At 39.2% G+C, this 17,193-nt stretch carries 17 protein-coding genes; 7 read left to right on the top strand and 10 right to left on the bottom strand.

Annotated features, from left to right (window positions below; genetic code table 11):
• Positions 1–210 precede the first annotated feature (210 nt).
• The 3 genes from lysC to L4F93_RS00875 all read right to left on the bottom strand — a co-directional run bounded on the left by lysC (position 211) and on the right by L4F93_RS00875 (position 3,679).
• Entirely contained in the window at positions 211–1,569 is a 1,359-nt protein-coding gene (lysC, locus tag L4F93_RS00885; RefSeq protein WP_250350683.1) for a lysine-sensitive aspartokinase 3, read from the bottom strand.
• Positions 1,570–1,739: 170 nt separating this feature from the next.
• Positions 1,740–2,993 carry a glutamate-5-semialdehyde dehydrogenase gene (gene proA, locus L4F93_RS00880; protein WP_250350682.1) on the bottom strand — a complete coding sequence of 418 codons (1,254 nt, stop codon included), beginning with the start codon at positions 2,991–2,993 and terminating at the stop codon, positions 1,740–1,742.
• A 14-nt stretch (positions 2,994–3,007) separates the two neighbouring features.
• A complete protein-coding gene (locus L4F93_RS00875) occupies positions 3,008–3,679 on the bottom strand; it encodes a trimeric intracellular cation channel family protein (RefSeq protein ID WP_250350681.1) in 672 nt (223 codons plus the stop codon).
• Between the two features lie 145 nt (positions 3,680–3,824).
• Between L4F93_RS00875 and L4F93_RS00870 the strand changes: the two genes are divergently transcribed.
• Positions 3,825–4,637 carry a hypothetical protein gene (locus tag L4F93_RS00870; RefSeq protein ID WP_250350680.1) on the top strand — a complete coding sequence of 271 codons (813 nt, stop codon included), beginning with the start codon at positions 3,825–3,827 and terminating at the stop codon, positions 4,635–4,637.
• Positions 4,638–4,669: 32 nt separating this feature from the next.
• On the opposite strand, the gene cgtA is transcribed toward L4F93_RS00870, so the two are convergent.
• The 4 genes from cgtA to rplU form a co-directional block, all read right to left on the bottom strand.
• Entirely contained in the window at positions 4,670–5,842 is a 1,173-nt protein-coding gene (gene cgtA / locus L4F93_RS00865) for an Obg family GTPase CgtA (protein ID WP_250350679.1), read from the bottom strand.
• 8 nt (positions 5,843–5,850) lie between these two features.
• Complete coding sequence (locus L4F93_RS00860; protein ID WP_250350678.1) at positions 5,851–6,771, bottom strand: DMT family transporter; 921 nt, start codon at positions 6,769–6,771, stop codon at positions 5,851–5,853.
• 169 nt (positions 6,772–6,940) lie between these two features.
• A complete protein-coding gene (rpmA, locus tag L4F93_RS00855; RefSeq protein WP_103853279.1) occupies positions 6,941–7,198 on the bottom strand; it encodes a 50S ribosomal protein L27 in 258 nt (85 codons plus the stop codon).
• A 20-nt stretch (positions 7,199–7,218) separates the two neighbouring features.
• Positions 7,219–7,530, bottom strand: a complete 312-nt coding sequence (rplU, locus tag L4F93_RS00850; RefSeq protein ID WP_250350677.1) for a 50S ribosomal protein L21 — start codon at positions 7,528–7,530, stop codon at positions 7,219–7,221.
• A gap of 235 nt (positions 7,531–7,765) precedes the next feature.
• On the opposite strand from rplU, the gene ispB reads away from it, so the two are divergent.
• The 3 genes from ispB to L4F93_RS00835 all read left to right on the top strand — a co-directional run bounded on the left by ispB (position 7,766) and on the right by L4F93_RS00835 (position 10,577).
• The gene (gene ispB / locus L4F93_RS00845; RefSeq protein ID WP_250351715.1) at positions 7,766–8,737 is read left to right on the top strand and encodes an octaprenyl diphosphate synthase; all 972 of its coding nucleotides are present in this window, start codon (positions 7,766–7,768) and stop codon (positions 8,735–8,737) included.
• A gap of 24 nt (positions 8,738–8,761) precedes the next feature.
• Positions 8,762–9,505, top strand: coding sequence for an epoxyqueuosine reductase QueH (locus tag L4F93_RS00840; RefSeq protein ID WP_250350676.1), 744 nt, complete (start codon positions 8,762–8,764; stop codon positions 9,503–9,505).
• A gap of 223 nt (positions 9,506–9,728) precedes the next feature.
• Positions 9,729–10,577: a KilA-N domain-containing protein gene (locus L4F93_RS00835; RefSeq protein ID WP_250350675.1), complete on the top strand. Its 849-nt coding sequence runs from the start codon at positions 9,729–9,731 to the stop codon at positions 10,575–10,577.
• Between the two features lie 102 nt (positions 10,578–10,679).
• Here L4F93_RS00835 and L4F93_RS00830 read toward each other — a convergent pair whose 3' ends face one another.
• The gene (locus L4F93_RS00830) at positions 10,680–11,015 is read right to left on the bottom strand and encodes a DUF496 family protein (protein WP_250350674.1); all 336 of its coding nucleotides are present in this window, start codon (positions 11,013–11,015) and stop codon (positions 10,680–10,682) included.
• A 226-nt stretch (positions 11,016–11,241) separates the two neighbouring features.
• Between L4F93_RS00830 and serC the strand changes: the two genes are divergently transcribed.
• The 3 genes from serC (at position 11,242) to aroA (ending at position 14,805) form a co-directional block, all read left to right on the top strand.
• Entirely contained in the window at positions 11,242–12,324 is a 1,083-nt protein-coding gene (serC, locus tag L4F93_RS00825) for a 3-phosphoserine/phosphohydroxythreonine transaminase (RefSeq protein ID WP_250350673.1), read from the top strand.
• A 77-nt stretch (positions 12,325–12,401) separates the two neighbouring features.
• A complete protein-coding gene (hisC, locus tag L4F93_RS00820) occupies positions 12,402–13,502 on the top strand; it encodes a histidinol-phosphate transaminase (RefSeq protein WP_250350672.1) in 1,101 nt (366 codons plus the stop codon).
• A gap of 7 nt (positions 13,503–13,509) precedes the next feature.
• Complete coding sequence (gene aroA, locus L4F93_RS00815; protein ID WP_250350671.1) at positions 13,510–14,805, top strand: 3-phosphoshikimate 1-carboxyvinyltransferase; 1,296 nt, start codon at positions 13,510–13,512, stop codon at positions 14,803–14,805.
• Between the two features lie 35 nt (positions 14,806–14,840).
• Here the strand turns inward: aroA and L4F93_RS00810 are convergent, their stop codons facing one another.
• Both L4F93_RS00810 and uxaC read right to left on the bottom strand, forming a co-directional pair.
• Positions 14,841–15,779: a hypothetical protein gene (locus L4F93_RS00810; protein ID WP_250350670.1), complete on the bottom strand. Its 939-nt coding sequence runs from the start codon at positions 15,777–15,779 to the stop codon at positions 14,841–14,843.
• Between the two features lie 10 nt (positions 15,780–15,789).
• Positions 15,790–17,193 carry a glucuronate isomerase gene (uxaC, locus tag L4F93_RS00805; protein ID WP_250350669.1) on the bottom strand — a complete coding sequence of 468 codons (1,404 nt, stop codon included), beginning with the start codon at positions 17,191–17,193 and terminating at the stop codon, positions 15,790–15,792.

Raw genomic sequence — 17,193 nt, 5'->3', positions numbered from 1 at the left:
CACTTTTGAATGAAAAGGTGAATTTCCTTTAATCCTTTTTAGCCTATAAATGCTCACTTGAGTGTTGTTTTCGCTTTGGCATTAAGATGATAATCATTCGCTTTAATTGAGCTATTGCACGAAAAGTGCGGTGCAATAAATGTGCTTTTTTGTGTAAATATAGAGGGAAATAAAAACCGCCGCGAGGTGAATCGCGGCGGTGATGAGGGGTTATTCAAATAGATTTTGATGTAATGCTCTTACCACATCATCTGCTTGTTCGCTTTGTACTAGCATACAGATATTATTTGTGCTTGCACCGTAGCTTATCATTCTTACATTATAGGCTTCTAAGGTATCAAAAATTTGTTTTGCGATACCACTGGTAATATGTAAGTTATTACCGACTAATGCCACTAAAGAAAGCCCTGTATCCACTTTCACACTTGACACTTCTCGGAGTTCAGCCAGTAATTCAGGGGAAAGCATTTCCGCACCTGATGAGGCAGAGCCGGTTTTGTCTAAGGTGAGGGCGACACTCACTTCTGATGTGGTGATGGTATCCACGGAAATTTTGTGTTTAGCGAGGATATTAAAAATATTCGCGAGGAAGCCTTGTGCGTGTAGCATACTGAGGCTTGAGAGGGTAACCAATGTTTGATCACGGCGTAATGCAATGGCACGGAATGTTGGGCGTGGTTGTGGATCTTTGGTTACCCAAGTACCACCATCTTGTGGGGCTTTGCTTGAGCCAACAAACACCGGAATGTTACTACGCACCGCTGGAAGTAGGGTAGCAGGGTGTAACACTTTCGCGCCGAACGTTGCCATTTCTGCGGCTTCAGCAAAGCTCATCGTGTCAATGCGTTTTGCATTCGCTACAATGCGTGGATCGGTGGTGTAGATCCCCGCGACATCGGTCCAAATTAAGACATCTTTCGCATTTAAGACTTCAGCTAAGAGAGCCGCTGAATAATCACTACCGCCACGTCCTAAGGTGGTGGTTTTGCCTTGTGGATCACGTCCGATGAAGCCTTGTGTAATGATCATTGTGTCATTATCTTGCGCTAATAAAGGTTTTAATAAGGTATCGCTATTTTTTTGTGTTTGCGCATCATCGGGTGCTGCCTTACCAAAGTGGCTGTTTGTGGCAACGATGGTACGCACATCAACCCAAGTGGCTTTCGCGCCAAGCTCTTTTAATACTTGAACAAAGAGTAGGGTGGACATCATTTCACCTTGGCAGATTAGTTCGTCTGTTAATGCTGGGGAAGTTGCAACACTGGCGGCATCGGCTAAGGTTTCGATATGGCTTAAAATCTCTTCGATTTTTGCCCGCACTTGGCTGTCGTCTTGCAGTTCAGCAAGGATATTTTCTTCAATTTGACGCACTTCTGCGATTAATTTTTTACGCTCTTCGGCTTCTTTACCATTAGCAAGCGCCACCAGTAAATTAGTGATCCCTGCTGAGGCTGAAAGGACAACCACGCGCGTATTCGGATCGGCGATGACAATGTTCGCACAGGCACTCATTGCGCTATGATTTGCAACACTGGTGCCACCAAATTTTGCTACCGATAGATGAGACATAATTCATTCCTTCTGATAAAAATAAAAGATGTTGTATTTAAAGCCTTAGAAATAACGATTTCACCAAACATTGTCAAATAATATTTTATGAAATCCAATAAAAAACGCCATTTCTAAAATGACGTTTCGATATTTTAAGATTTTACCCCTGATAATCAAATAATTTTCAATTAAGGGCGAGAAAGGTAATCGCCAACGCCCACCCATTTATAGGAAGTAAGGGCTTCTAATCCCATTGGCCCACGAGAATGTAATTTTTGCGTACTCACCGCGACTTCTGCACCAAGACCAAATTGTCCACCATCGGTAAAACGTGTGCTTGCATTGACATAAACCGCCGCACTATCGACTTGATTGATAAATTGTTGTGCTAAACGCTGTGAGCTGGTTAAGATCGCATCGGAATGTTGCGTACCATATTGATTAATAAAGGCGATAGCTTCATCAATATCTTTTACAATCACTACGTTAAGATCCGGCGATCCCCATTCTTGTTGTAATGCTTCGGTGTTTAATGGCTCAACCTCTGCCCCGGCTTTGCTTAATAAGGAAAGTGCGGTGCTATTTGCGTGAAATTTTATTTTCGCTTGGTTAAATTCAGCCAGCATCGGTAAAAATTGTTCGGCGATGCTTTCTTGTACTAAAAGTGTTTCCAGTGTGTTGCAGGTGCTTGGGCGTTGTGTTTTTGCATTATTAATCACGGCTAAGGCACGTTGTAAATCAGCACTTTCTTCCACAAACGTATGGCACACGCCAACACCGCCAATAATCACTGGAATGGTGGCGTTTTCTTTACAGAGTTGATGTAGCGCTGCACCACCTCTTGGAATAAGCATATCCACATAGCGATCTAATTTCATTAATTGCATTACAAGTTCACGGTTAGGATCGCGAATGGCTTGCACAGCATACTGCGGTAAATTAGCTTGTAATAGGGCTTGCTGTATCACTTCCACTAAGATGTTGTTAGAATGTTGGGTTTCTTTTCCACCGCGTAGAATGACGGCGTTGCCTGTTTTTAAGCAAAGGCTTGCCACATCAATGGTAACATTCGGGCGTGCTTCATAGATGGTGGCAACAACACCAAGTGGGACACGAACACGTTCAATTTTTAACCCACTTTCTAGCGTACCGCCATCAATAATTTTGCCAACAGGATCGGGCAGAGAAATAATATGGCGAACATCTTGTGCAATAGCGTGCAAGCGTTCTGGGGTGAGCAATAGGCGGTCGATTAATGCGTCAGATAAGCCATTTTGTTTGGCAATTTGAATGTCTTTAGCATTTTCAGCCAGAATGCGATCGGCTTGTTGTTCTAACTGATCCGCAATGCACTGTAAGGCGTGATTTTTTTCTTTTTCGCTACATTGTGCCAGTACAAAAGCCGCTTGTTTGGCTTGTTTTCCCATTTGTTCTAAATTCATTGTATTATCCTTCATTATTTTATTTTTTTCGGTAATTTGTCATTGCTATGCTTTTCTGCGATTTCTTGTTCTTGATAATCAAAGACGGGTAAATGCCATTCAAAACGAATTGCCAATAGCCGAATCGTAAAGCCACTGATTAGGGTAACAATTACAACAAGGCTATGATTAAGCGTTAATTGGCTTAAACCAATATAAATACTTGCGGCAAATAATGCAACGCTGGCGTAGAGCTCTTTTTGGAACACAAGGGGGATACGGTTGCATAAAAGATCACGTAGTACGCCCCCAAATGCGCCCGTAATAATGGCGGCGATAATGGCAATGGTAAAGCTATGCCCCATATCTAATGCAATTTGCGTGCCAATAATGGAAAACACGATAAGCCCTAAGGCATCTAATACCAAGAAAATGGTGCGAAAATAACGCATAAAATGGCGAATAAACGGGGCAATAAATACAGTTAATACCGCCGCACTGGCAACAATTAAAAAATAATGAGGGTTTTTCACCCAGCCAAGTGGATAATGCCCAAGCAACACATCTCGCACCGAGCCGCCGCCAATGGCGGTCATTGAAGCGATGATAATTACGCCAAAAATATCCATTTTTTCGCGTCCTGCGGCTAAAGCCCCTGTGATTGCTTCAGCAGTAATGCCGATAATATATAAAATGCTCAGTAGCATAATCGCCTTCATTAAAGTGCGGTGAAAATTTCTGTTATTTTAGAGGGGAATAGGCGGTGTAACAAGGATAAAAATACAGAGATTTTTGACCGCACTTTTAAATTTCTGCATAATGTGCCACTTATTACGATAGAAAGGAAAAATTATGTCAGAAAGTCGCTCTCAATCTTTGACCTTTATACTGAGTGCAATCCCACTTTGTTTGTTACTTTTACTGGATAACTTTGCCTTATATTTACAAGGACAGCCGAAAGTCATTTCTCATTTGAGCTTAGCGGTGCTTACGGCACAATTAGTCTGTTTACTGGTGTTTTATAAAGGGCAAATTTGTAATGGGCAACGAAGTCGATTAGTTGCAGTGAATGGCTATTTGTTCGTTTATTGGGGATATTGGCTACTGCTGAGTGTATGCTCAAATCATCATTATGTGCTGACTGATATGGTGAGTTTATGCGGTATTGGTCTTTCGCTGGCAATCTGGTTTCAACCAGCGGATATGCAATTACGCAAAGCCATTTTAGTGTTTGCTAGCTTGTTTGGCGTGCTTGGTGTGGTGGTTTATGGCTTGATCTTTTTGCAACTACCTTGGCTTGCTTTGTTGCCTTACAATTTCTTTGGGCAATGCTTTATTGGGATCATTCTGGCAAATCTTTTTTTAGTGATTGCTAAAAATCGCTTGCAAAGTTTTATTGCCTTATTGCCACTTGCGATGATGATTTTCTTATTATTAAATGGTGTGTTGTCTACGTTATTGATCTACTTTGCACATCAAAGTGCGGTGATTTTTCCGAATAAATTTGCCTTAGCGCTTTATTTTTTCTTGCATTTGGTTGTAGTAGCAATGATTGCATTGCCGATTTTGACGAAAACCAAGTTCAGTTATCAAACGCTGTTGTTGCTCTTTTTTATCGCCTTGAGTTTGCCTATTTGGGCGAATTTTAGTTTGATTGCAGGATAGAAAAATAGGGCAGAATGTTCTGCCCTAATTATTTATGGTTTATAGATGATTTCTACGCCTTCATCATCTTCTTCTGACCAATCGTCCCAATCCTCATCTTCATCATCAAATTGATGTTCAGAAAGTTGTTCTTGGTGATAATCGTCCCATTTGAATTTTACTTCTTCTGGATTTTCAGATTCTTTCTCTTCTTCCCTTGGATGGGCATCGAGATAATCCATAATATCACGGCAAAGTGGCTCAACATTTTTGCCAGTGGCGGCGGAAATTAGATAATAATCACCGTCCCAATCTAAGCGTTGCAGAATCTCTTTAGCGCGCTCGTGCGCTTCTTCATCAGACATTGTGTCGATTTTGTTAAACACTAACCAGCGTGTTTTTTCTGCTAGTTTTTCGCTATATTGGAAAAGCTCACTTTCAATAATTGCAATGTTATCCGCAGGATCGCTACCGTCAATTGGATTGATATCTACGAGGTGAATCAGCACGCGACAACGCTCCAAATGTTTTAAGAAACGGATCCCTAAGCCCGCCCCCTCTGAAGCTCCTTCAATTAAGCCCGGAATATCAGCCACCACGAAGCTACGATGCGCATCAATACGTGCTACCCCTAAACTTGGTACAAGTGTGGTGAAAGGGTAGTCCGCCACTTTCGGTTTTGCCGCAGAAACGGCTCGGATAAAGGTGGATTTGCCCGCATTGGGTAAGCCGAGCATTCCCACATCGGCAAGTAACATTAGCTCTAATAAAAGATCCCGTTTTTCCCCCGGTGTGCCATTCGTTTTTTGGCGTGGCGCACGGTTTACTGAAGATTTAAAACGGGTGTTACCTAAGCCGTGATAGCCCCCTTTGGCAATGAGCATTTTTGCCCCGTGTTGGGTTAAATCGCCCAGAATCTCTTTGGTATCATTGTCTATGGCTCGTGTTCCTACCGGCACTCTTAAGGTAATATCTTTACCACGACGACCTGTACAATCTGAGCTACGACCATTTTCGCCCCGTTGTGCCGCAAAACGTTTTTCAAAACGGTAGTCAATCAGGGTGTTAAGGTTTTCATCGGCAATTAAATAAACATCGCCACCATCACCACCATCACCACCATCAGGACCACCTTTCGGGATAAATTTTTCACGGCGAAAGCTCACGCAACCATTTCCACCATCACCTGCCTCGACACGAATCAAGGCTTCATCAATAAATTTCATTTTTTCTCCTATTTCTTATTCTTTATAAATTTGTGTCCAATCGCTGAGAACATTGCACCAATCACCACTACAAATGCACCAATATAACTAAGCTGATTTAACTCTGGCTCAGCAAAGTGAGTGGGGCTAAGGTGATGTAAAAGATGGGAAAATACAATAGTAAACAAAGGAACAAGGGTAACCACAACGCTTACTTTGGCCACTTCCCAGCGATTTAAGGCTTCGGCATAAGCGCCATAGCCAATCAAGGTATTTAAACAGCAGTAAAGGAAACAAGCGAGGGTTAAACCACTTAATCCTTGCACTTGTGAAACCTGTGTAAAAGGGGTAAATACTATCGCACAACCAAAATAAAACATTAATAAAACTTGCTGGGCAGTAAATTGACGGAGGAGTAATTTCTGTGCAAGCCCATAAGCAACCCACACTAATGCGGCACAAATACTTAATGATACACCAATAAAATAGCTATTTAATTGTGCTAACTCACCCAATTTGTTATTAAAGAATAAACCTAGCCCGATAATTAATACCGCTAGTCCAATTTTTTGGTGCAAACCTAACCGCTCTTTGAAAATAATGACACCGCAAATCAGCATTGCAAATGATGAAAGGTGGATAAAAATCTGTGCCACTGAGGGTTCAACAAACTTTAATGATGTATTAAATAAAGAAAAATTGCCAGAAAGCCCAATCACCCCAAAAATAAATAGTCCAATGTAATAGCGATTAAAGTTTGCTAATTTGGGTAGCTTTTTACTGATACCTAACAATAACAAGAGGACAACACTGGCGGTAATAAAACGATACCAAACAATAGTTTGTGGGCTCATCACATTTAATACTTGCTTTAATGCAATGGGTAATGATCCCCAAGCCATTGCTGTAATTAGGGCGAAGATAAAGCCTAATAGGGGTTGTTGTTTCATTATGCTGCCTCCTTAATCGAAATCAGCCTTAACGCTTGAAATTGCTATGTGAAGCTATGTTTGTCATAGCTATCTTACTCGGTAATGTTTTGAGGTGGAATGTTTTATTTATAAATAATAAAAAAGCCCCACAAAACTGTGAGGCATTTTATTCTGTTTATTTGTAAGATTATTCAGCTACGATACTCACGTATTTACGGTTTTTCTCGCCTTTAACTTCAAATTTTACTTTACCATCAGCAGTTGCGAATAAAGTGTGATCTCTACCCATTCCTACATTAGCACCAGCGTGGAATTTAGTACCACGTTGACGAACGATAATGCTACCTGCTAATACAGATTCGCCACCGAAGCGTTTCACACCAAGGCGTTTAGCTTCAGAATCACGACCGTTACGAGTTGAACCACCAGCTTTTTTAGTTGCCATCTACTTGATCTCCTCTGAAATTATGCTTGAATCCCAGTGATTTTCACTTCTGTGAACCACTGACGATGACCTTGTTGTTTACGACTGTGTTTACGACGACGGAATTTAACGATTTTTACTTTATCGCCACGACCGTGAGTTACAACTTCAGCCACTACTTTTGCGCCAGCAACAACTGGTGCACCGATTTTAACATCTTCACCATTAACGACCATTAACACTGAGTCGAATTCAACGCTTTCGCCAGTTGAAACTTCAAGTTTTTCTAAACGAACAACTTGACCTTCGCTTACTCGGTGTTGTTTACCGCCACTTTGGAAAACTGCGTACATAAATACTCCGCTATATATTGTGCTTTAATGTTAATTTCATTGCGCACATTAAAATTCATATAAATAGGTCGCAAATTCTACGGAAAAACAAATCTGATAGCAAGAACTTATTTACAATAAAATAAAAAAAGTTAGATTTTTGCTGGTTTGATTTCAGAAAGCCAAGAAAATCAGGTAAAATCAACCGCACTTTAGGCAATGGTAGATATTCACGATGACAGATAAACGCAATCTTATGGATATAAACGCAATCCAAATGTTAATTAATGAAGATATGCAGAAAGTGAATGCCAAAATTTTGGCACAGCTTAATTCTGAGGTTTCATTGATTAATCAGCTTGGTTATTACTTAATTCAAAGTGGTGGCAAGCGCATTCGCCCAATGCTTGCTGTCTTGGCCGCGAATGCTTTGGGGTATCAAGGAGAGGGGCATATTAACTGTGCAACCTTTATTGAGTTTACTCACACAGCAACATTATTACATGATGATGTTGTTGATGAATCTGCTATGCGTCGCGGTAAGCCAACGGCAAATAGTGAATTTGGCAATGCGGCGAGCGTATTGGTTGGGGATTATATTTACACACGTTCTTTCCAATTAATGACACAAACCGATTCGCTACAAATTCTTAAAATAATGTCAGATGCCACCAATGTGATTGCCGAAGGGGAAGTTCAACAATTAATGAATATGAACGATCCCGATACCAGCGAAGAAAGTTATATGCAGGTGATTTACAGCAAAACAGCCCGTTTATTTGAAGCCGCAACCCAATGTGCTGCGATTATTGCTGGTGCTAATCAAGCGCAAGAGCTTGCCTTACAACAATACGGGCGTTATCTTGGCACCGCATTTCAATTAATAGATGATGTGTTAGATTATCAAGCCGATGCGCAAACGCTTGGCAAAAATATTGGTGATGATCTGGCGGAAGGCAAGCCAACCTTACCATTATTACACGCGATGCACAGCGGTGATGAAACGCAACGTCAATTAATTCGCAATGCCATTGAACAAGGCGGACAACGTGAAATTTTAAATGACGTCTTAGTGATAATGGCACAATATGGTTCTATTGAATACACCATTGAACGCGCCCGCCAAGAGGCACAAAAAGCGGTGGATGCGATTGCCATTTTGCCACAAAGTGATTATAAACAAGCGTTAATTTCCCTTGCTTATTTATCTGTTGATAGAACAACCTAATTTTATTTTTTGTTATTATTTATTATGGAACAACAAACCAATTACGAAACAGACCAAAGTGCGGTGCAATTTTCGCAAAAATCTAACCGCACTTCACGCAAAGCCAAAAAAGATCCTAATGCCCCTTTTGTGCGTGAAAAATTGAGTTTACCAAATGGGCATAACAAACTTTTATTACATTCTTGCTGCGCCCCTTGTTCAGGCGAGGTGATGGAAGCTATTCACGCCTCAGGCATTGAATTTACCATTTATTTCTACAACCCGAATATTCACCCATTGAAAGAATATTTAATCCGCAAAGAAGAAAATATCCGTTTTGCAGAAAAATGGGGAATTCCATTTATTGATGCTGATTATGATCGACAAAACTGGTTCGACCGAGCTAAAGGTATGGAAAACGAGCCGGAGCGAGGTATTCGTTGCACAATGTGTTTTGATATGCGTTTTGAAAAAGCAGCACAATATGCGCACGAAAACGGTTTTCCGGTATTTACCAGCTGTTTAGGTATTTCTCGTTGGAAAGATATGAACCAAATTAACGGCTGTGGACACCGTGCCGCAGCGAAATATGATGATGTGGAATATTGGGACTACAACTGGCGTAAAGGAGGTGGCTCACAACGAATGATTGAAATCAGCAAACGTGAACGTTTCTACCAACAAGAATATTGTGGATGCGTGTATTCCTTACGTGATACTAATAAATGGCGTGAAGCAAACGGAAGGCAGAAGATCGAAATTGGTAAGTTGTATTACACTAACGACTAAGTGAGCAATAAAAAATAGAAGGGAATGAATGAGCATTCCCTTTGTTTTATGTTTCGTGTGATTTCTAAAATAGATTTTATATCGCTATATAACATAAAAATAGTGAAGTAAGCACAAAGGGTTTAGAACTCAACCAATCAAGTTTAATACGAAACAAACAATTGTTACTGTATCGTTTAGAACGATTATTAGCAGAATAGATATCAATATAAAGGTGGAACTTATGCTTAAACTAAAGAAAGATAGTCTTGAAGCAAAAGGTTTTTCGATTCAAATTTATACTGAAGATTTTAAAAATGATTATATAAGTTTAACTGATATTGCTAGATATAAAAGTGATGAGCCAAGTGATGTTATTAAAAATTGGATGAGAAGGAAAGATACTATTGAATTTCTTGGCTTATGGGAAAGTTTGAATAACGTAAATTTCAATTCGGTCGAATTCGACCGAATTAAATCAGATGCTGGATATAATTCATTTACCTTGTCTCCTAAGAAATGGGTAGAGAACACCCAAGCAATTGGCATTATTTCAAAAGGAGGGCGATACGGTGGTGCATTTGCTCATACAGATATTGCTTTTGAATTTGCTTCTTGGATTTCTGCTGAATTTAAAATGTATGTAATCCAAGATTACAAGAGGCTTAAATCAGATGAAAATTCTAAATTATCATTAAATTGGAATTTGAATAGAGAAATTTCAAAAATTAACTATAAAATTCATACAGATGCAATCAAAGAATATCTTCTAAAGGATCTTACAAGTGAGCAGCTATCTTATAAGTATGCAAGTGAAGCAGATATGCTTAATGTTGCTTTATTTAATAAACGAGCGAAACAATGGCGTGAAGAAAATCCAGATTTAAAGGGGAATATGAGAGACTATGCAAGTCTAAATGAACTGTTAGTGCTTGCAAATATGGAAAGCTACAATGCCGTCTTAATAGGCAAAGGAATTGAGCAAAAAGAAAGAATGGTTGAACTGAGAAAATTAGCAAGAACACAGTTGATGTCAATTGAAAAATTGAGCAATACTGGACTTAAACGTTTAGAGGAAAAGTCAAAAAAATAGAGGGAGAGAAGATTGTTATGCTGTGATATAGCAGACCAAACCCAACCCGATGATTTCGTTTAGAAACCTATATTTAGCAGATTAGATTTGATCTTCTATAATTTATTTTTTTACACGCTCAGCGTGTGCTTTTTTCTGCTCTTTCATTTTAGCGCTAATTTCACGGCGTTGTGTAGCAAGTTCGGCATTACGAATGCGGTAGTCATCAACACGGCCATCATAGTCTTCACGCATATTTTCGATAATCACACGAATATCTTCCACACTCATATCATCACGGATATATTGATTAAGATTGTCTAATAATAGAACACGTTTTTGGTTGTCACGGATTTTGCGGTTATTGTCATCAATATCACGCAATAGTTTGTTTTTTAAACGATACATACGCACATACTCCAAGACATCTTGGAAAGACTGTTTATTGACTGTTTCCATAAGTTTCAACTCTCTAATAGATTAATAATAAATTCAATAAGATTTATCGATTGCATTGCGTTAATTAATGTAGTCTTTTTTACTTTTTTCGTCAAAGACTTCCGTGCTTTTTTGTGGATAAGATCAAAAATTTTTCTGAATTAAATAAAAGTCATTGATTCGCTTTCTTTGAGGTGATAAAACTAGCAGATTATTTTTACACAACAATCATCATTAGGAATGGAAAATGACACAGGTATTTAATTTTAGTGCGGGGCCAGCAATGATGCCTCGTGAGGTGTTAGAGCAAGCACAAGCAGAATTATTAAATTGGCAAGGTCAGCATACTTCTGTTATGGAAGTGAGCCATCGCGGTAAATTATTTATGGAATTAATCACTCAAGCTGAAAAAGATTTCCGTGAGCTGTATCACATTCCTGATAATTATAAAATCCTCTTTTTGCAAGGAGGCGCCCGTGGGCAATTTGCCGCCATACCGATGAATTTAATTGGTGAAAAAGGCAAAGCTTTATATTTAACCAGTGGGCATTGGTCTTCGACTGCCGCAAAAGAGGCACGTTTGTTTTGTGAAGTGGATGAAGTCAATATTTTATCGCAAGGTAATGAATTAAGCGTAGAACAGCTTGATTTCAGTGATATTGCGGAACAGTATGATTATGTACATTATTGCCCGAATGAAACCATTAGTGGGGTAGAAATTTTTGATGTGCCAAAAGTGGGGAAGGCGGTATTAGTGGCGGATATGTCTTCGAATATTCTTTCTCGTGAAGTGGATATTAACCAATTTGGGATTATTTATGCAGGAGCGCAGAAAAACCTAGGGCCTGCGGGTATTACTATTGTCATTGTGCGTGAAGATTTAATTGGTAAGGCACGCGAAGCCACACCATCTATTTGGAATTATGCCGTGCAAGCCAACAGTGATTCAATGATTAACACGCCACCTACGTTTGCTTGGTATCTCTGTTCTTTAGTCTTTAAGTATTTATTAGCAAAAGGGGGCGTGAAAGCGGTCGAAAAACGCAATCAAGAAAAAGCCCAGTTGCTTTATGATTATTTAGATCAAAGCGATTTCTATCACAATTCTGTGGCAAAAAACAACCGCTCTTTAATGAATGTTACTTTCAGCACAGGCAATGATGAACTCAATATGAAGTTTGTTACTGAAGCCACAGAAGTTGGCTTACAAGCATTAAAAGGGCATAAAGTGATTGGTGGAATGCGGGCGTCCATTTATAACGCAATGCCGATTGAAGGGGTAAAAGCCTTAATTGCGTTTATGGAAAAATTTGCTACTGAAAATCGTTAATTTTATTAATTATCAAAGGCTTGCTAATTGATATGGGCAAGCCTTCGCTGTATCAACATTAAACACAAGGAACAAAAATGCAATTTATTGATGTTGCGAATGAAGGGGTGAAATCCCTTTCCCCTTATCAAGCAGGTAAACCAATTGAAGAATTAGAACGTGAACTTGGCGTGCAAAATATTGTGAAATTAGCCTCTAATGAAAATCCTTTTGGCTTTCCACAAAGTGCCATTGATGCCATTCAAGCACAGTTGCCACATCTCACTCGTTACCCCGATGCCAACGGTTTTGAATTAAAAACCGTCATTGCTGAAAAATTTGGCGTTAAAGCAGAACAAATTACCCTTGGTAATGGATCAAACGATTTATTGGAATTATTCGCCCACACATTTGCCAGTGAAAAAGATGAAATTATTTATTCGCAATATGCTTTTATTGTTTATCCTTTGGTTACCAAAGCCATTAATGCAGTGGCAAGAGAAATTCCGGCAAAAAATTGGGGACACGATTTAGACGGCTTTTTGCAAGCCATTAATGACAAAACAAAACTTATCTTTATTGCTAACCCAAATAATCCAACAGGAAATTTTCTTACACAGCAAGAACTTGAGCAATTTTTGGCTCAAGTACCAGCCCATATTATTGTTGTGCTAGATGAGGCTTATACCGAATTTACCCGTCCAGAAGAACGTATTGATTCTTTTGCATTAGCAAAAAAATATCCAAATTTAATTATTTCTCGCTCTCTTTCTAAAGCCTATGGATTAGCAGGATTACGTATTGGCTATGCGGTGTCTCACCCTGAAATTGCCGATTTATTAAACCGCGTGCGCCAGCCGTTTAACTGTAATGTACTGGCACTTTCTGCCGCTAGTGCTGTGTTGAAAGACGATGCTTTCGTAGAAAAAGTGGCAGCAAATAATCGCACTGAAATGCAACGCTATGAGCAATTTTGCCAGCAACATCAATTGGAATATATTCCGTCCAAAGGCAATTTCATTACCATTGATTTTAAACGTCCTGCTCAGCCTATTTATGAAGAATTATTGCGTGAGGGGGTGATTGTTCGCCCTATCGCAGGTTACGGAATGCCTAATCACTTGCGTGTGAGTATTGGTTTACCGGAAGAAAATGGTAAATTTTTCACCGCACTTTTAAATGTATTAAATAAGGGCTAAAGAGAAGATGGAAAAATTAACACTACAACCTATTTCTTTGGTAGAGGGAGAAATTAACCTCCCGGGGTCAAAAAGTTTATCAAATCGTGCTTTGTTACTTGCGGCGCTTGCGAAAGGCACAACAAAAGTAACCAATTTACTTGATAGCGATGACATTCGCCATATGCTCAACGCCTTGCAAGCCCTTGGGGTGAAATATCAGCTTTCTGAAGATAAATCCGTGTGCGAAATTGAAGGCATTGGCGGTGCGTTTCAATGGCAAAGTGGCTTATCTCTCTATTTAGGCAATGCAGGTACAGCAATGCGCCCTTTGGCAGCAGCATTATGTTTAAAAGGCGAACAGCCTGCTGAAGTGGTTCTTACTGGCGAACCTAGAATGAAAGAGCGTCCAATCAAACATTTGGTGGACGCATTACGCCAAGTCGGGGCGAATATTCGCTATTTAGAAAATGAAGGCTATCCCCCTGTTGCCATTCAAAATACAGGGTTAAAAGGCGGAAAAGTGCGAATTGATGGTTCAATTTCGTCGCAATTTTTGACCGCACTTTTAATGGCTGCCCCATTGGCAGAAGGGGATATGGAGATAGAGATCATCGGAGAGCTGGTTTCCAAACCTTATATTGACATCACGCTAGCAATGATGAAAGATTTTGGGGTAACCGTACGTAACGATAATTACCATACCTTTTTTGTGCAAGGTAACCAGTGCTATATCTCACCTAAACGCTATTTGGTGGAGGGCGATGCCTCTTCGGCTTCTTATTTTCTTGCGGCAGGTGCAATTAAAGGCAAGGTGAAAGTAACAGGCATTGGTAAACACGCCATTCAAGGCGATCGTTTATTTGCCGATGTGTTAGAAAAAATGGGTGCAAAAATTACTTGGGGAGAGGATTTTATTCAAGCCGAAAAAGGGCAATTAAAAGGCATTGATATGGATATGAATCATATCCCTGATGCCGCAATGACCATTGCAACGACAGCATTATTTGCCGAAGGCGAAACGGTTATCCGCAATATTTATAATTGGCGCGTCAAAGAAACAGATCGCTTAAGTGCAATGGCAACCGAACTGCGTAAAGTTGGCGCTGAAGTTGAAGAAGGCGAGGATTATATCCGTATACAACCGCTCTCTTTAACGGATTTTAAACACGCAGAAATTGAAACTTATAATGATCACCGAATGGCAATGTGCTTTGCACTTATCGCTCTTTCAAATACACCAGTCACTATCCTTGATCCGAAATGTACAGCAAAAACATTCCCCACTTTTTTCGAGGAGTTTGGGAAGATTGCTTTTGCATAGATAAAAATTGCGCCGATAGTGGCGCAATTTATTCATTATTTCGCTTGATAAATGAGTACTGCTCTGTCATCGAAGCTATAATTTCCTTTTGCTACTCCTTTGGTGGAAGGATGCTTGATCCTCAGCTTATCTGTTTCCAATACGTGATGTAATGCCTTTTCGTAAGATTCAATCGTTGCTTCTTTTGGGTAGGTTTCATAACCATCAGAACTCAGTTCAATAATTTTAGGGCGATTATCAAATTTCCAGACACGTAATTCAGAAGGAGGAATATCAAACCCATCAATTGCCCAAAATTGAAATGCTTTTGGCGCATTTGGATTATTTTGGAATTCAGCTTGGCGTTTTAGTAATGGAAGAATATAGAAACGACCTAAATCATTATCTGCTACTTGCTGGTCTGTTAAACCAAGTTCTTTGATTACCTTTACACGCAATGCACTATTGAGAGTATCTACTAATTTTTCTTCATCATTATAAGCGGTACCATTGATTCTTGCTTTTGAATCACCAATTGCAACAAGCTCATTTGTATCAAAATTATACCAAATTAATGTCGCAGTTGGACGGAAGAGAGGATTTTTCTCAAAATCAATATCTTTATTTTGTGCATAGAATTTTTGGTATTCCTGATTGATCCGTTTTAGTACGTCTTCTTTTGGTGTATTTGGAGGCAAAGATTGAAATACAGATTGGATAATATCACGGCTGACACGTCCCCCTTTCTTTCCATCATATTTTTTACCTGATTTATCAGTTGCGCCATCAAATACAGCAAGATAGTGATCATTGAAAAATAATCCATCTTCACATTGCGCATTATTTTTTTCTCCAGCTCCTATCTTAGATTGAATAAAATATTCAATTTTGCCGTGAGATAGGGATTGTTGTTGTGGTTTATCATAGACTAAATTATCTGTCGCAAAGGTTTGTAAAGGCAATATACTAAGTAGGCATAAAGTAAATTTCTTCATAGTTTTCTCCTTATTTAAAATAATTTTTTGCATTATTAAAACAGATATTTTTTACCATTTGTCCTAGCAAATTGAGATCGTTTGGCGCTTCACCTTTTTCTACCCAAGTACCAATCATTTCACATAAAATACGGCGAAAATATTCATGGCGAGTAAAAGAAAGGAAACTACGGGAGTCAGTTAGCATACCAATAAATTGGCTTAATAAACCTAATTGAGAAAGTTGTTGTAATTGGCGTTCCATACCATCTTTTTGATCGTTAAACCACCAACCAGAGCCAAATTGAATTTTCCCAGCTATTCCGCCAGTTTGAAAATTACCAATCATACTTGCGATCATTTCATTATCACGTGGATTTAAGCAGTAGAGTACAGTTTTAGGAAGTTGATCTGTTTGATCCATTAAATCTAATAATTTAGCCAAAGGTTCTGCATAGATACGATCTCCGATAGAATCAAAACCGCTATCAGCACCCAGTAAACGAAACATCCGAGTATTGTTATTGCGTAAAGCACCAATATGCATTTGCATTACCCACTGACGCTTAGCGTATTGTTCCGCAAGCCACACTAGAAGTGCGGTACTAAATTGTGCGATTTTTTCTTCCTCTAATATTTTTCCTTGCAAACGTTGTTGTAGGATATGATCTAGTACTGCATCTTCAGGAATTGGAGCAAAACGCACAATCTCCATGCCATGATCAGCAGATTTACATCCATAAAGATCAAAGTGATTCAGTCGTTTTAATAAGGCTTGCTTTAATGTATCAAAAGTATGAATATCAACATCACTGACTATCGAGAGTTGGGCAATATATTCTGGAAATCCGTCAAGTTCAATTTTGAGAGCTTTATCAGGTCGCCAACTAGGGATAACTTCAATATTAAAGTTAGGATCATTGGCAATTTGTTGATGATAATTGAGATTATCAATAGGATCATCTGTTGTACCTGATAGATGGACGTTCATCTGTTGCATAATTCCACGTGCAGAAAAATCAGGCTGTTGGAGCATTTCATTACATTGGTACCAAATTTTGTCTGCAGATTCTGGATTAAATAGAGTATGGGAGATACCAAAAGGTCGGCGTAATTCTAAATGTGTCCAATGATAAATAGGATTGCCGATACATAATGGTACAGTCCTAGCCCAAGCTAAATATTTTTGATAATTATCTGCTTTTCCTGTAATGAATGTTTCATCTATACCTGCTGTTCGCATTGCTCGCCATTTATAATGATCGCCTTCTAACCAAATTTCAGTGAGATCTTTAAATTGTCGGTTTTCAGCAATATCTTTTGGACTTAGGTGGCAGTGATAATCAAAAATAGGTTCAGGAGCTGCATACTGATGATAAAGTTGCTTTGCTGTATCGCTAGATAGTAAAAAATCTTCGTCCATAAATGTTTTCAT

It is taken from the genome of Avibacterium sp. 20-132, from assembly GCF_023611925.1.
In the GTDB taxonomy this organism is placed as follows: Bacteria; Pseudomonadota; Gammaproteobacteria; order Enterobacterales; family Pasteurellaceae; genus Avibacterium.
This window is presented reverse-complemented; position numbering and strand designations above follow the sequence as displayed.

Coding starts and splice junctions, on each gene's coding strand:
- rpmA (WP_103853279.1), bottom strand. CDS start 7,198: ATGGCAACTAAAAAAGCTGGTGGTTCAACTCGTAACGGTCGTGATTCT.
- L4F93_RS00860 (WP_250350678.1), bottom strand. CDS start 6,771: ATGAAACAACAACCCCTATTAGGCTTTATCTTCGCCCTAATTACAGCA.
- L4F93_RS00870 (WP_250350680.1), top strand. CDS start 3,825: ATGTCAGAAAGTCGCTCTCAATCTTTGACCTTTATACTGAGTGCAATC.
- L4F93_RS00875 (WP_250350681.1), bottom strand. CDS start 3,679: ATGCTACTGAGCATTTTATATATTATCGGCATTACTGCTGAAGCAATC.
- rplU (WP_250350677.1), bottom strand. CDS start 7,530: ATGTACGCAGTTTTCCAAAGTGGCGGTAAACAACACCGAGTAAGCGAA.
- proA (WP_250350682.1), bottom strand. CDS start 2,993: ATGAATTTAGAACAAATGGGAAAACAAGCCAAACAAGCGGCTTTTGTA.
- hisC (WP_250350672.1), top strand. CDS start 12,402: ATGCAATTTATTGATGTTGCGAATGAAGGGGTGAAATCCCTTTCCCCT.
- cgtA (WP_250350679.1), bottom strand. CDS start 5,842: ATGAAATTTATTGATGAAGCCTTGATTCGTGTCGAGGCAGGTGATGGT.
- L4F93_RS00840 (WP_250350676.1), top strand. CDS start 8,762: ATGGAACAACAAACCAATTACGAAACAGACCAAAGTGCGGTGCAATTT.
- uxaC (WP_250350669.1), bottom strand. CDS start 17,193: ATGAAAACATTTATGGACGAAGATTTTTTACTATCTAGCGATACAGCA.
- serC (WP_250350673.1), top strand. CDS start 11,242: ATGACACAGGTATTTAATTTTAGTGCGGGGCCAGCAATGATGCCTCGT.
- L4F93_RS00835 (WP_250350675.1), top strand. CDS start 9,729: ATGCTTAAACTAAAGAAAGATAGTCTTGAAGCAAAAGGTTTTTCGATT.
- ispB (WP_250351715.1), top strand. CDS start 7,766: ATGGATATAAACGCAATCCAAATGTTAATTAATGAAGATATGCAGAAA.
- lysC (WP_250350683.1), bottom strand. CDS start 1,569: ATGTCTCATCTATCGGTAGCAAAATTTGGTGGCACCAGTGTTGCAAAT.
- aroA (WP_250350671.1), top strand. CDS start 13,510: ATGGAAAAATTAACACTACAACCTATTTCTTTGGTAGAGGGAGAAATT.
- L4F93_RS00810 (WP_250350670.1), bottom strand. CDS start 15,779: ATGAAGAAATTTACTTTATGCCTACTTAGTATATTGCCTTTACAAACC.
- L4F93_RS00830 (WP_250350674.1), bottom strand. CDS start 11,015: ATGGAAACAGTCAATAAACAGTCTTTCCAAGATGTCTTGGAGTATGTG.